The organism is Promicromonospora sp. NPDC050262, from assembly GCF_040655935.1.
GTDB lineage: Bacteria > Actinomycetota > Actinomycetes > Actinomycetales > Cellulomonadaceae > Promicromonospora.
Map to the genome: position 1 here is coordinate 34,622 of NZ_JBFAKX010000022.1, position 13,676 is coordinate 48,297.

Genomic DNA, 13,676 nt, shown 5'->3' on the forward strand with positions numbered 1-13,676 from the left:
TTCTCCCTCTACATCGGCGAGGGAGACTTTCATGAGCAGCTCCGCAGCACCGTCCGGCACGCCCGGCGGGTCGCGTTCGCCCGTGAACGTCAACGTCCACACGTACCCCGCGCAGCTGCAGTACCCGCCGCGGTCGTACCTCGTGTTCAGCATTCTGATGACCATCTGCGTCTGGCCCACGGGAATCGTGGCGCTCGTGAATGCGTCGCGCGTGAACGCGCACTGGAAGACGGGTGAGCACGACAAGGCGCGCAAGGCGTCCCGCCGGGCGCGCAACTGGGGCCTGTGGTCGCTCGCCATCTGGGTGGTCATGCTGGTCGTGGTCGTGTTCTGGTCGAGCATCGCCTACCTGAACGGGTAGCACTTCACCCACAGTTCGTCAGCTATCACACGATTGCCCCTCCTGTCCTCCCGGGTTCTGCGGGTAAAGTGCGCGGCTATGAGTGCGACACGGCGCAAGGGCTCGCGGGGCGGTCGTGCTGCTTCCCGCGCCGGTGGTCCCCCCGCGAGCAACGCCCTCACCTGGGCGGAGAGCCTCGCGGCGGGTGAGGCCGCCCCCGGTGCCAGCGCCCTCGAGTGGGCCGAGGGGCTCGCGCAGAACGACACCGCCACGCCCAGCCCGTGGGGCAGCGCGGGTGCGTCCGCCGCCCCCGCCGACCCCGCACCGGCCGAGGAGAGCGGCACCGGATCCCCGTGGGGCCCGGTACCGGCACCCGTCGTCGTCGACGGCGAGGACGCCGCCCCCGGCGAGCCCGAGGGCGACGCGAACCCGTGGGGCTCCGTGGCGGCGGCGGAACCCGCCGCGGCCCGGGGCCGGAGCAAGAACGCCGGCGGCAAGAGCGGCAAGGCCGGCAAGTCCCGCTCCAAGGGCAAGGGCGCCAAGTCGGGTGCCAAGGGCGCGCCGAAGGACGACACCGCCCCCACCCCCGCGGGCGGCTTCCCGCTGAACGTGGGCCCTGCGGCCGACGGGGCCCCGGAGGAGGCGCTGCCGGAGGACGACGTCCCGGCCGCGACGAGCACGCCCCCGTCCCGCGGTCCGGGCTCCACGAAGGCCGGCAAGGGCCCCCGGGGTCGTATCCCCACCCCCAGCACGGCGCAGCAGCGCAAGATCAAGCGGACCCTGCGCCGCGGCCTGCCTCCGTTCCTCGACCGGCCGATGGTGCTGGTGCTGGCCGGCGTCATCGCCGCGGTGCTGGGCCTCGGCACGGGCTGGGGCATGGACAACCTCCCCTCGTCGGGCGGCGCGATGTCGTCGGCGGACGCCGCGTCGTGCGCGCAGACGCAGATGGCGTGGACGCAGGCCGCCAACGCGCAGTCGGCGATGGTCGAGGACCAGCCCGAGACGCTGCGCAAGGGCTTCATCAACGCGCGCAACGCGCTGGACGGGGTGACGCCGCCGGAGGCGATCTCCGCGGACTGGGCGGTGGCGTTCACCTACTACTCGACCGTGGCGAACAACATCGAGAAGGTGAAGGCCAACGACGGCCCCGCCGTGCTCTCGGCGGTCGGCGGCGCGCAGGAGGAGCTCGACACCGAGGCGATGATCGAGGCGACCAAGGCCATCGGGCTCTACGTCAACTCGAACTGCCGGCAGTAGCCCGTCAGGATGGGCCCGTGCAGCCTCCTGTGACCGACCCCGCCCTCGTCGCCTCCCTCCGGGCCGACCTGCTCGCCTCCGCCTACGACGTCGACGGCGTCGAGGACGTCCTCGGGCCGCTCGCCGCGGCCGCGCTGCACCGGGAGCAGGCGCTGCCGGCCCGCCGGGCGGTCGCGGCGGCGACGGCCGGCAAGCCGCCGTCGGACCGCGACCCGCGCGCCACCCTCGCCGCCCTCTTCCTGCTGGGCGCGGCCGTGCCGCGCGCCGCGGTGGACCGCGCGCTGCCCGCGACCGGCGCGGCCGGGGCGGAGCGGCTGGGCCTGGTCACCGCGCAGGGCTCCGGGGACGACGACGAGGTGCGCGCCGTCGTGGACCTGCACCCCTACTCCTCGGTCGACGCCGTCGGCGACGCGCGCTGGTGGCTGGCCTCCGACCTGGGCGAGCTCGCGACCGGCGGCCGCCTGGCGACCGACCACGTGCTCGGCGCGGGCGGCGCGTCCCTGACGCTCGCGCAGGTGACCGTGCGCAACCCGACCGGCCGGGTGCTGGACCTGGGGACCGGCTGCGGCATCCAGGCCCTGCACGCGGCGCGGCACGCCCGGCAGGTGGTGGCGACCGACATCTCGCGGCGCGCGCTGTCGTTCGCGCGCTTCAACGCCGCCCTGAACCAGCCGGACGGGGCCGAGCTGGAGCTGCGGCACGGGTCCCTGCTGGAGCCGGTCGCGGGGGAGCGGTTCGACCTCGTGGTCTCCAACCCACCGTTCGTCATCACGCCGCACGCCGGGGCGGCCGGCCGCGCCGTGGCCGACGCGATCGGCGACTACGAGTACCGCGACGGCGGCCGGGCGGGCGACGACCTGGTGCGCGACCTCGTGCTCGGCGTCGGCGACGTGCTCGCCCCGGGCGGCACGGCCCAGCTCCTCGCCAACTGGGAGCACCGCAGGGGCGAGCCCTGGGCCGAGCGGGTGGGCCGCTGGCTCGACGAGGCGGGCCTGGACGGCTGGATCATCCAGCGCGAGGTGCTCGACCCCGCCGAGTACGCCGAGACCTGGATCCGCGACGGCGGGACCACGCCCGACCGCGAGCCGGACGCCTGGGCCGCCGCGTACGGCGCGTGGCTCGACGACTTCGCCTCCCGCGACGTCGAGGCCGTCGGCTTCGGGATCGTGACTCTCCGGCGGCCCGCCTCGGGTGCCGTGACCTTGCGGCGCCTGGAGGAGCACACCGGGTCGGTGCGCCAGCCGCTCGGGGCGCACATCGCCCGCAGCCTCGCCGGGCACGACTGGCTGGCGGCCCGGGACGACGCCGCGCTCGCCGCGGCCCACCTCGTGACGGCCGCGGACGTGACGGAGGAGCGCTACCTGACGCCGGGCGCCGCCGACCCGAACGTCGTCGTGCTGCGGCAGGGGGACGGGCTGGGGCGGGGCGTGCACGCGTCGAGCCCGCTCGCGGCCCTCGTGGGCGCGTGCGACGGCGAGCTGTCGGTCGGGCAGATCGTCGGCGCCCTCGCGTCGCTGTTCGAGGTGCCCGCGGACGCGCTGGCGGCCGAGCTGCTCCCGGCCGTCCGGGGACTGGTCAGGGACGGTTTTCTGGAGGAGTGAGCCCGAGCGCCTCGGCCGGCGCTGCGGGCCGCGCGCCGTTACCGGGACGTAACGGAATTGTCGAAGACCGATAAATCTTGTCGATGCCCGAGACATATCCGGCTATGACAGATATTTTCCACCGTGTGGAACTCGACATGCGGCACTTGAGGATGGTTGTCGCTGTTGCCGAGTCGGGCAGCGTCACGAAGGCGGCCGCTGCCCTCGGCATCGCGCAGCCGGCGTTGACCGCGCAGCTCAACCGCATCGACCGGTCCCTGGGCGGGAACGTCTTCGTCCGCGACCGGTTCGGTGCGCGACCGACAGAGCTCGGTGAGCTGGTGCTCAGGCACGCTCGCGTGCTTCTCCCCGCCATGGCGGCCCTCGCGGACGACGCCGAACGCCTCGTCAACGGCGACGTCGCCCACGGCGAGACCGTGCGGGTCGGCATCACCGGGACCGGGCTGGGCGGGCTGTTCGTCAACCAGCTGCACATCGGGATGCCCGGTGCGCAGGTCACGACGGCGATGCCCCCGCTGCCCGACGACGTCGCGTCCCGGCTCGCCCGCGGCACCATCGATGTCGGGCTGGTCGGGATGTGCTCCGACGTCTCGCCGCCGGCGGCGGTCGAGGTGTCGTGGACGCGAGTGTGCACCGACCCGATGTTCGTGCTGATCGACGAGCACCACCCGTACGCGGGCAAGCCCGAGGTGTCCCTCGCCGAGCTGGCCGAGGAGCAGTGGCTCTGCGTGCCGTCGCACGGCTGCCTCGAGGAGTGCTTCGTGTCGGCGTGCGTGCGCGCGGGGTTCACGCCGCGCGGCATGGGCGAGGCCGAGTGGACCACCGCCGTCGACCAGGTGCGGGCCGGCCGCGCCGTCGCGCTCGTGGAGCCCGGGCAGCCGGACCCGCCGGGGGTGGCGACGGTCCCCCTGTCCGGGGCGCCCCTGCGCCGCACCCACTACCTGGGCTGGCGGCACGACGCCGACCTCCGGGTGGACCTGGAGGCCGTCGAGGGCGCCGCCCACCGGGCCCACCGCGACGCCGTGCGCCGCAGCCCGCAGTACGAGCAGTGGCTGGCGATGTACGGGATGCTCGGCTGATTCACCACGTGTCAGACGTACAGGTCACAGGAGTGACCTGTACGTCTGACTCGTCATGCCTCGGCTGAACCTCGTACGTGGTTTGCCCTCCATAGGAAATATGTATGACCTGAGTGTGATCTGGGCGTGAAGTCCATCTCCTCCTACGGTGGCAGGGCGGGTGAAAAATCACCCGCGGGTGGAACTTCACCCTCTCCGATCCAAGGAGTCGCTGGAGATGAGTCGCACTTCCCTCCGGGGCGTCGCCGTGGCAACCGCCACCGTGGGCCTCTTTGCCGGCACCATCAGCGCCGTCGCCGCCGCACCGTCCGACGTCGAGGCCGCCACCGCCGGCTACACGCCGGGTCTCGTCTCCGCCATGGAGCGCGACCTGAACCTGAGCACGGCGGACGCCGTGGCCCAGCTCCAGGCGCAGGAGCTCCTGGCCGACACGCAGCAGAGCCTGGAGAAGTCGCTCGGCGCCTCCTACGCCGGGGCCTGGGTCGAGGGTGCGGACACCCTGCACGTCGCCGTGACCGACGCCGCCGAGGCGGCCGACGTCCGCGCGGCCGGGGCCACCCCCGTGACCGTGGACCACTCGCTCACGGCCCTCGACGCCTGGACCGCGGACCTGGACGGCGCGCTGTCCCCGGCCGACGTGACCTCGTACCACGTGGACGTGGAGACCAACGAGATCGTCGTCGACGTGGTCGACGGCGCCCAGGCCGACGTCCGGGCCGCCGTGGCCGAGGCGGGCGTGCCCGCCGGCGTCGTCTCGCTGACGCGGTCCGCGGAGCGTCCCCGCACGTTCGCCGACGTGATCGGCGGCGAGGCGTACTTCATCGACGGCAGCGCGCGCTGCTCGGTCGGCTTCGCCGTCACCGGCGGCTTCGTGTCCGCCGGGCACTGCGGTTCGGTGGGCTCCTCGGCGAGCGAGCCGAGCGGCACCTTCGAGGTCTCGGAGTTCCCGGGCAGCGACTACAGCTATGTCTCGGTGGACTCGGACACCCCGGTCGGCGTGGTCGACGACTGGGCCGGCGGCACCGTGGCCGTCGAGGGTTCGACGCCCGCCGCCGTGGGCGCCAGCGTCTGCCGCTCGGGCTCCACGACCGGCTGGCACTGCGGCACGATCCAGGCGCTCAACGCCACGGTGAACTACGCCGAGGGCAGCGTCTCCGGTCTCATCCAGACCAACGTGTGCGCCGAGCCCGGCGACTCGGGCGGCTCGCTGCTCGCGGGCTCGCAGGCGCAGGGCATGACCTCCGGCGGCTCGGGCAACTGCTCCTCCGGCGGCCAGACCTTCTTCCAGCCGGTGGGCGAGGCGCTGAGCGCGGCAGGGGTGTCGCTCCTGACGAACTGACGTCCTGAGGAACCGCGGGGCGGGTAGGGGAAGTCCCTACCCGCTCTGCGGCATGTCCGCATATTGCTCCGATATGTCCTAACCGGTATCTGGGAGTTGCCTGAAAGCGACCATACGCTGTGCCGCACTGGGTGAATCCATTGCCCCGACGACAAGGAGTCGCTGGACATGAGACGCACATCCTTCAAGGCGATCACCGTGGCCACAGCCGCGGCGACGCTTCTCGCCGGCAGCATCACCGCTGCTACCGCAAGCGCAGCTGCCGGAGCGGACAAGCCCGAGGTGACGAGCTACGCCCCGGGAATGGTCGCGGCCCTGGAGCGCGATCTCGGCCTGACCACCTCCCAGGCCGTGGACCGCCTCAAGACGGACGAGGCTCTGTCCGACAAGCAGCACTCCATCGTCAAGGCCCTCGACAAGGGCTACGCGGGCTCGTGGGTGGACGGCTCCGAGCTGTTCGTCGCGGTCACCGACAAGGCCGGGGCGGCCGAGGTCCGCGCCGCCGGCGCCACGGCGGTCACCGTCGACAAGTCCCTGGCGCAGCTCGACCGGCTCGCCACGAAGGCGTACCGGGCGGCCCCGCGGGCCGACGTCGCCGGCGCCTACGTGGACGTCGAGTCCAACGCCGTGGTCCTCGAGGTGGCCGAGGGGGCGAAGGCCGCCGTGGCCGCCGCCGTCGCGGACGCCGGGGTCGCGGCGGGCTCGGTCTCCCTCGTCGAGGTGGCGGAGATGCCCCGCACCTTCATCAACGTGATCGGCGGCAACGCCTACTACATCGGCGGCTCGCGCTGCTCGGTCGGCTTCTCGGCCACCGGCGGCTTCGTCACCGCGGGTCACTGCGGCGACGTCGGCAACGCCACCACCAGCCCCAGCGGCACCTTCCGTACCTCCTCGTTCCCGGGCAACGACTACGCCTACGTGAACGTCGGCACGGACGACACCCCGGTCGGCGCGGTGAACAACTACAGCGGTGGCACCGTGAACGTCGCCGGTTCGACGGCGGCCGCGGTCGGCGCCACCGTCTGCCGCTCCGGTTCCACCACCGGCTGGCACTGCGGCACGATCCAGGCCCTGAACGCCTCGGTCACCTACGCCGAGGGCACCGTCTCGGGCCTGATCCGGACCAACGTCTGCGCCGAGCCCGGCGACTCCGGCGGCTCGCTGCTGGCCGGCACCCAGGCCCAGGGCATGACCTCCGGTGGTTCCGGCAACTGCTCCTCGGGCGGCACCACCTACTTCCAGCCGGTGAACGAGGCGCTCAGCGCCGCGGGCGTCACGCTGATCACGGGTGGGGGCGGCACGACGCCGCCCACCGGGTGCGCCAGCCAGGAGACGGCGTTCAGCGGCTCGCTGACCAACGGTGCCTACACCTACAAGCCGAGCAGCAGCGGGTTCTCGGCGTCGTCCGGCACCATCACGGGCTGCCTCGACGGCCCCACCGGCGCCGACTTCGACCTGTTCCTGCAGAAGGTGAGCGGCAGCAGCTGGGTCACCGTGGCCCAGGGCATCACGTCGTCGCCCGACGAGAGCGTGAGCTACTCGGGCACGGCCGGCACCTACCGCTGGATCGTGGAGTCGTACTCGGGCTCGGGCTCGTACACGGGCGGCTACTCCACCCCGTGATCTCCGCCTGACAGGTCAGACGCCCAGGCCACTGATGTGGCCCGGGCGTCTGACCCGGTCCGGGCTCAGGGGCGGGCCGTGGACTGGCGGACCAGGAGCATCAGCGCGAACGAGCCGAGCGTCACGGCCACCACCCCGAGCGCCCCGCCCATGTAGGCCGTGAGGTCGCCGCCGATCGGCAGCCCCCAGCCGTAGCCGCGCACGCTGCCCAGCGCGCCGAGGCCGAGGGCGCCGCAGACGACGGCGCCGAGCAGGAGCAGCCCGGCCACGCCCGACGACCCGGGCTCCGCGCCGGTGCGCGGCTCGTCCAGGGACGACGGCGAGCTCAGCGCGCACACGCCGGCGCTCCAGGCGAGCACGACGAGGATCGCGGCGACGACGTCGGACGGCCGGTGCCACTGCCCGATCAGCGTGGACACCCCGGTGGCCGCCGTGTAGGCCGCACCGGCCAGCGCGACGAGCGGGCGCCAGCGCCGCGGCACCGCGATGAGCAGCCCGGCGGCGACGGACGCCGCGACGGTCGTGTGCCCGCTGGGAAGGGTGTTGATGTCGGCCCGCGCGATGTCGAGCAGCGCCGGCCGGTCGAGGACCACGTGCTTGAGCAGCTGTGTGGTGAGGTTGGCGCCGGCCACGAGGATCGCGACCTGTGCCGCGAGCCACCAGCGGCCGCGGGCCAGCGCGAGCACCACGGCGACCGCCAGGCCCAGGCCGACGAACGAGTTGGACACCACGCCGAGCACCGGCTCGGCGAGCTCCCAGAGCACGCCCTGCCCCGTGGCCGCGCCCTCGAGCGCGAGCTGGTCGGCGTGCTGGCCGCGGCCCGAGCCGACGAAGGTGTCCCAGGTGGCCCACACGCCCCACAGCGCGAGCACCGCGACCACGGCGGCCGCGACGCGCGGCACCACCCGGGGCCGGAGGCCCGCCGTCCGGCCGGGCATCGGGCTGCCGACGCTGCCGACATCGCCGGCGTGCGGGGGTCGCGGCAGGTCGCGGCGCGGGAGGGTGCGGTCGGTCATGGGCTCCACCGTAGAGGAGCCTCCTGAAGAGACCGTGTCGCTGGTGTGAGGCTCCCCGTGTCCTTGCCGCCACGTGTCCGTGACGCCGGTGTCTTTGACGCCACGAGTGAAAATCACCACGGTCATGTGAAACCGCCGGGCGTGCCGCTGTGAGCCCGGATAGGGTGCGATCCGTCGTGCCTGGCGTACCGTGAACTCTCCAACGCCACCCGGCGCACGTCCCCAGACCCAGCAGGAAGCAGGCAGGACCGGATGTCCCAGGCACGCAAGCTCGTGATCGTCGAGTCGCCCACGAAGGCTCGCAAGATCCAGAGCTATCTCGGTGACGGCTACGAGGTCGAAGCCAGCGTGGGGCACATTCGCGACCTCCCGCAGCCCAAGGACCTGCCCGCGGAGATGAAGAAGGGCCCGTACGGCAAGTTCTCCGTGGACGTCGACAACGGGTTCGACCCGTACTACGTGGTCCACGCGGACAAGAAGAAGAAGGTCTCCGAGCTCAAGAAGGCCCTCAAGGACGCCGACGAGCTCTTCCTCGCGACCGATGAGGACCGCGAGGGCGAGGCCATCGCCTGGCACCTGATCCAGGAGCTCAAGCCCAAGGTCCCGGTCAAGCGCATGGTCTTCCACGAGATCACCCGGGACGCGATCCTCCGCGCCCTGGAGAACACGCGCGAGCTGGACCAGGACCTGGTGGACGCCCAGGAGACGCGGCGCATCCTCGACCGTCTGTACGGCTACGAGGTCTCGCCGGTCCTGTGGCGCAAGGTGCGGCAGGGCCTGTCCGCCGGCCGTGTGCAGTCGGTGGCGACGCGCCTGGTGGTCGAGCGCGAGCGCGAGCGCATGGCGTTCGTGTCCGCGGACTACTGGGACGTCGCGGGCACGTTCGCGGTCCCGGACGGGTCGGACGGCGGTCAGCCCTCCTTCCGCGCCCGGCTTACCCAGCTCGCGGGCCAGAAGGTCGCGTCGGGCCGTGACTTCGACGACCGGGGCCGGCTGAAGGTCCGCACCGGCGTGGTGCAGCTCGACGAGACGGCCGCCCGCGCCGTCGTCGCCGGGCTGGAGGCCGCCGACTTCGCCGTCCGCAGCCTGGAGACCAAGCCGTACACGCGCCGTCCGGCGGCGCCGTTCACCACCTCCACCATGCAGCAGGAGGCGGGCCGCAAGCTGCGGATGTCGTCGCGCCAGGCGATGCGCACCGCGCAGGGCCTGTACGAGAACGGCTACATCACCTACATGCGTACCGACAGCCCCTCCCTCTCGAAGGAGGCGACGGACGCCGCGCGGCGGCAGGCCGCCGAGCTGTACGGCGCCGAGTACGTGCCGGGCGCGCCCCGCCTCTACAACAGCAAGGCGAAGGGTGCCCAGGAGGCGCACGAGGCGATCCGCCCCGCGGGCGACTCCTTCCGTACCCCGGCGCAGGTCGCCGGCGAGCTGAGCGGCGACCAGTTCCGGCTGTACGAGCTGATCTGGAAGCGCACCGTGGCCTCGCAGATGGCCGACGCGAAGGGGTCGACGGCGTCCGTCCGGCTCGGCGCGACCATCACCGGCGGCGCGCAGGACGGCAACGAGGCGGTCTTCTCGGCGTCGGGCACGGTGATCTCGTTCCGTGGCTTCCTCGCCGCGTACGAGGAGGGTGCGGACGCCGAGACCGACGCGCCGGAGGGTGCCGCGGCGGCGAAGGAGACGCGCCTGCCGACGATGGCCGAGGGTGACGCGCTGGTCGGCACCGACCTCGCCGCGGACGGCCACTCCACCACGCCGCCCGCCCGGTACACGGAGGCCTCGCTGGTCAAGGCGCTGGAGGAGCGCGGCATCGGCCGCCCGTCCACGTACGCCGCGACCATCTCGACCATCCAGGACCGCGGCTACGTCATCACGCGCGGCCAGGCCTTGGTGCCGACGTGGCTCGCGTTCGCGGTGATCCGCCTGCTGGAGGAGCACTTCGACCGGCTCGTCGACTACGACTTCACCGCCACGATGGAGGAGGACCTCGACCAGATCGCGGCCGGCTCCCGCGAGCGTGTGGCGTGGCTGCGCGAGTTCTACTTCGGTGAGGTGCCCGGCAACCTCGGCACGTCCGACGAGCTCGGCGTGGACAGCGAGGGCGGCGGTCTGCGCGCGCTCGTGGCGAACCTCGGCGAGATCGACGCCGCGGCGATCAACTCCGTGGACATCGGCGAGGGCATCCGGGTGCGCGTGGGCCGCTACGGCCCCTACCTGGAGGACCTCGCGGCCGAGGTCGAGGAGGGCAAGACCCCGCCCCGCGCCTCGGTGCCGGACGACGTCGCGCCCGACGAGCTGACGGTCGCCAAGGCCCGCGAGCTGCTCGCGGCGGGCGCCGACGACGGCCGTGTGCTCGGCACGCACCCCGAGTCGGGCAACCCGATCGTGGCGAAGAACGGCCGGTACGGCCCGTACGTGACGGAGCAGCTGCCCGAGCCCGACCTCGACCCCGACCTGTCGGCCGCGGCGAAGAAGCGGGCGCTGGCCGCCCTGCCCAAGCCGCGCACGGCGTCGCTGCTCAAGACCCAGGCCCTCGACTCGGTGACCCTGGAGGACGCGCTGCAGCTCATGTCGCTGCCGCGGGTCGTGGGCACCGACCCGGAGTCGGGCGACGAGATCACCGCGCAGAACGGCCGCTACGGCCCGTACCTCAAGAAGGGCACCGACTCGCGCACCCTGCCGTCCGAGGAGGCCATGTTCACGGTCACCCTGGACGAGGCGCTGGAGATCTACAAGCAGCCCAAGCGGGGCCGCGGGCGCACCGCGACGCCGCCGCTGCGCGAGCTCGGCGACGACCCGACCAGCGGCAAGCCGATCCAGGTCAAGGACGGCCGGTTCGGCCCGTACGTGACCGACGGCGAGACCAACCGCACCCTGCCGCGCGACGTCACGCCGGAGTCGATCACGGCCGAGCGGGCCATCGAGCTGCTCGCGGAGAAGCGCGCCCAGGGCCCGGCCAAGAAGCGCACCCCCGCCAAGAAGGCGCCGGCCAAGAAGGCGCCCGCGAAGAAGGCACCGGCCAAGAAGGCCCCGGCGAAGAGCACGTCCACCAAGGAGTAGCCGGGCGGGCGGGTCAGCGGCGCAGGCGGCGGCCCGTCACCTGGGCGGGTGTGATGCGCACCCAGGTGTCGCGGGTGTCCTCCAGGTAGCTGACCAGGTTGGTCGACTCGGCCGCCGCGATGTCGGCATCGGTCTCCAGGATCTCCGCGGTGCCCTTCACGACGACGCTGTAGGCGATCTCGGGCCCCCACTGGTCCACCTCGAACGCGACCTTCTCGTTGATCGCCACCTCCGCGACCTTCGTGCCCGGGATGGTGTGGAAGTAGATGGTCCGGTCCGCGACCGCGAAGTTCAGGGGGAAGATCTCCGGCTCGCCGGCGACGGCGGTGCCGAGGCGCCCGATGGGCTGCATCGAGAGGAACTCCCAGCACTCGTCCACGGTCATCGGCGTGATGCTCTGCTCGTTGTCGTCCATGTCCCCATCGTGCGCCGACTGCGCGGGCGTCGCCCGGCAGGGCGGGCCGGACCGGAGCGGGGGTCGATGTCAGCGGGCCCGGTTAGGGTGGCGGCGTGAACGCACCGGGCTACTTCATCTCCTTCGAGGGCGGCGAGGGCGTGGGCAAGTCGACCCAGTCACGCCTCCTCGGCGACTGGCTGGCGGACCTGACGGGCCGTGAGGTCCTGCTCACGTTCGAGCCGGGCGCCACCGCGCTCGGCAAGGAGCTGCGGGCCGCGGTCATGCACGGGCAGGACATGGGCCCGCGGGCCGAGGCGCTGATCTACGCGGCGGACCGCGCCCACCACGTCGAGACCGTGGTGCGGCCCGCGCTGGAGCGCGGCGCCGTGGTGGTCACCGACCGCTACGTCGACTCCTCGATCGCCTACCAGTCGGGCGGGCGCGACCTGCCCCCGGGCGAGGTGGAGCACATCTCCCTGTGGGCCACCAAGGGCCTGCGGACGGACATCACGATCCTGCTCGACCTCGACCCCGAGGCGGCCGCCGCCCGCCGCGCGGCGGCCGAGGGCAAGGGCGAGCTCGACCGGCTGGAGCGTGCCGGGGTCGAGTTCCACACGCGGGTCCGGGACACGTTCCTCCGGCGCGCGGCGGCCGACCCGGAGCGCTGGGTGGTCATCGACGCCGCGGCGCCGGTCGACGACATCCAGGCGCAGATCCGGGTCGACGTCGCGGCCCGCCTGGGCCTGACGCCGGTGGTCACCGAGGCCGCGAGCGTCACCGGGTCCGACCCGGCCGCCGAGGGGGAGGACCGCTCGTGACGGTGTGGGACGACGTCGTCGGGCAGGAGTCCGCCGTCGCCGCGCTGCAGGGCGCCGTGGCCAACCCGGCCGCCATGACGCACGCGTGGCTCGTGACGGGCCCGCCCGGGTCGGGCCGGTCGGTGGCCGCGCGCGCCTTCGCCGCTGCGCTGCAGTGCCCGCAGGGCGGCTGCGGCGTCTGCCGGTCGTGCACCACGACCATGGCGGGCACCCACCCGGACGTGACGCTGCTGGCCACGGAGAAGGTGGTCATCGCGATCGACGAGGTGCGCGACCTGATCATGACGGCGTCGCGCTCGCCCTCGGGCGGCCGGTGGCGCGTGATCGTGATCGAGGACGCCGACCGCATGGCGGAGCGCACCACCAACGTGCTGCTCAAGGCCATCGAGGAACCGCCGCCGCACACGGTGTGGGTGCTGTGCGCGCCCTCCGTCCAGGACGTGCTGCCGACCATCCGGTCGCGCTGCCGGGCCGTGGTGCTCCGCGTGCCGCCGCCGGAGGCCGTCGCCGACCTGCTGGTGCGGCGCGACGGCGCGGACCCCGCGGTCGCCCTGAGCGCGGCCCGCGCCGCGCAGAGCCACGTCGGCCTGGCCAAGCGCCTGGCGCGGGACGCCGGCGCGCGCGAACGGCGCACCGCGGTGCTGAGCATCGCGCGGCGCATCCGCGGCGTCGGCGACGCCGTGCTCGCCGCGGGCGAGCTCGTGGACGTCGCCAAGGCGGAGGCCGTGTCGGCCACCCAGGAGCGCGACGCCGCCGAGAAGGCCGAGCTGCTGCGCGCACTCGGCGTGGCCGACGGCGAGACGCTGCCGCCGCGCCTGCGCTCGCAGCTCAAGCAGCTCGAGGACGACCAGAAGCGCCGCGCCACGCGGCACCAGCGCGACGTGCTCGACCGGGCGATGGTGGACCTGCTGTCGCTCTACCGGGACGTGCTCGTGGTGCAGCTCGGGGCGGAGGTCGACCTCGTCAACGCCGAGCTCGCCGAGACCGTGCGCGCGCTGGCCGCCGACTCGACCCCCGAGCAGACGGTGCGCCGCATGGACTCGATCGGCGTGGCCCGCACCCGGCTGGACGGCAACGTGGCGCCGCTCCTCGCGCTGGAGGCGATGGCGATAGCCCTGCGCCCCCAGGGCTGAACACCTTTCG

At 73.3% G+C, this 13,676-nt stretch carries 11 protein-coding genes; 9 read left to right on the plus strand and 2 right to left on the minus strand.

From position 1 onward, the window contains the following. Positions 1-31 precede the first annotated feature (31 nt). The 6 genes from AB0I29_RS24160 to AB0I29_RS24185 all read left to right on the plus strand — a co-directional run bounded on the left by AB0I29_RS24160 (position 32) and on the right by AB0I29_RS24185 (position 7,239). Positions 32-361 carry a CD225/dispanin family protein gene (locus tag AB0I29_RS24160; RefSeq protein ID WP_285107666.1) on the plus strand — a complete coding sequence of 110 codons (330 nt, stop codon included), beginning with the start codon at positions 32-34 and terminating at the stop codon, positions 359-361. 78 nt (positions 362-439) lie between these two features. Then, positions 440-1,597: a hypothetical protein gene (locus tag AB0I29_RS24165; RefSeq protein WP_357486486.1), complete on the plus strand. Its 1,158-nt coding sequence runs from the start codon at positions 440-442 to the stop codon at positions 1,595-1,597. Between the two features lie 17 nt (positions 1,598-1,614). Beyond that, complete coding sequence (locus AB0I29_RS24170; protein ID WP_357486488.1) at positions 1,615-3,198, plus strand: methyltransferase; 1,584 nt, start codon at positions 1,615-1,617, stop codon at positions 3,196-3,198. A 137-nt stretch (positions 3,199-3,335) separates the two neighbouring features. Beyond that, on the plus strand, positions 3,336-4,277 hold the full coding sequence (locus AB0I29_RS24175) for a LysR family transcriptional regulator (RefSeq protein ID WP_285107671.1): 942 nt from the start codon (positions 3,336-3,338) through the stop codon (positions 4,275-4,277). Positions 4,278-4,494: 217 nt separating this feature from the next. Continuing rightward, the gene (locus AB0I29_RS24180) at positions 4,495-5,616 is read left to right on the plus strand and encodes an alpha-lytic protease prodomain-containing protein (RefSeq protein WP_357486490.1); all 1,122 of its coding nucleotides are present in this window, start codon (positions 4,495-4,497) and stop codon (positions 5,614-5,616) included. Positions 5,617-5,784: 168 nt separating this feature from the next. After that, positions 5,785-7,239, plus strand: a complete 1,455-nt coding sequence (locus AB0I29_RS24185; RefSeq protein WP_357486492.1) for a S1 family peptidase — start codon at positions 5,785-5,787, stop codon at positions 7,237-7,239. Positions 7,240-7,304: 65 nt separating this feature from the next. On the opposite strand, the gene AB0I29_RS24190 is transcribed toward AB0I29_RS24185, so the two are convergent. Continuing rightward, complete coding sequence (locus AB0I29_RS24190) at positions 7,305-8,255, minus strand: phosphatase PAP2 family protein (RefSeq protein ID WP_285107677.1); 951 nt, start codon at positions 8,253-8,255, stop codon at positions 7,305-7,307. Positions 8,256-8,507: 252 nt separating this feature from the next. Here AB0I29_RS24190 and topA point away from each other — a divergent pair, with 252 nt between their 5' ends. Further along, complete coding sequence (gene topA, locus AB0I29_RS24195) at positions 8,508-11,318, plus strand: type I DNA topoisomerase (protein ID WP_285107679.1); 2,811 nt, start codon at positions 8,508-8,510, stop codon at positions 11,316-11,318. A 13-nt stretch (positions 11,319-11,331) separates the two neighbouring features. Here the strand turns inward: topA and AB0I29_RS24200 are convergent, their stop codons facing one another. Next, positions 11,332-11,733 carry a pyridoxamine 5'-phosphate oxidase family protein gene (locus AB0I29_RS24200; RefSeq protein WP_285107681.1) on the minus strand — a complete coding sequence of 134 codons (402 nt, stop codon included), beginning with the start codon at positions 11,731-11,733 and terminating at the stop codon, positions 11,332-11,334. 95 nt (positions 11,734-11,828) lie between these two features. On the opposite strand from AB0I29_RS24200, the gene tmk reads away from it, so the two are divergent. Both tmk and AB0I29_RS24210 read left to right on the plus strand, forming a co-directional pair. After that, entirely contained in the window at positions 11,829-12,533 is a 705-nt protein-coding gene (gene tmk, locus AB0I29_RS24205; protein WP_285107683.1) for a dTMP kinase, read from the plus strand. Then, positions 12,530-13,666 carry a DNA polymerase III subunit delta' gene (locus AB0I29_RS24210; RefSeq protein ID WP_285107685.1) on the plus strand — a complete coding sequence of 379 codons (1,137 nt, stop codon included), beginning with the start codon at positions 12,530-12,532 and terminating at the stop codon, positions 13,664-13,666. The genes tmk and AB0I29_RS24210 overlap by 4 nt, the downstream gene beginning before the upstream one ends. Positions 13,667-13,676 lie beyond the last annotated feature (10 nt).

Coding starts and splice junctions, on each gene's coding strand:
- topA (WP_285107679.1), top strand. CDS start 8,508: ATGTCCCAGGCACGCAAGCTCGTGATCGTCGAGTCGCCCACGAAGGCT.
- AB0I29_RS24160 (WP_285107666.1), top strand. CDS start 32: ATGAGCAGCTCCGCAGCACCGTCCGGCACGCCCGGCGGGTCGCGTTCG.
- AB0I29_RS24185 (WP_357486492.1), top strand. CDS start 5,785: ATGAGACGCACATCCTTCAAGGCGATCACCGTGGCCACAGCCGCGGCG.
- AB0I29_RS24175 (WP_285107671.1), top strand. CDS start 3,336: ATGCGGCACTTGAGGATGGTTGTCGCTGTTGCCGAGTCGGGCAGCGTC.
- AB0I29_RS24165 (WP_357486486.1), top strand. CDS start 440: ATGAGTGCGACACGGCGCAAGGGCTCGCGGGGCGGTCGTGCTGCTTCC.
- AB0I29_RS24200 (WP_285107681.1), bottom strand. CDS start 11,733: ATGGACGACAACGAGCAGAGCATCACGCCGATGACCGTGGACGAGTGC.
- AB0I29_RS24180 (WP_357486490.1), top strand. CDS start 4,495: ATGAGTCGCACTTCCCTCCGGGGCGTCGCCGTGGCAACCGCCACCGTG.
- AB0I29_RS24190 (WP_285107677.1), bottom strand. CDS start 8,255: ATGACCGACCGCACCCTCCCGCGCCGCGACCTGCCGCGACCCCCGCAC.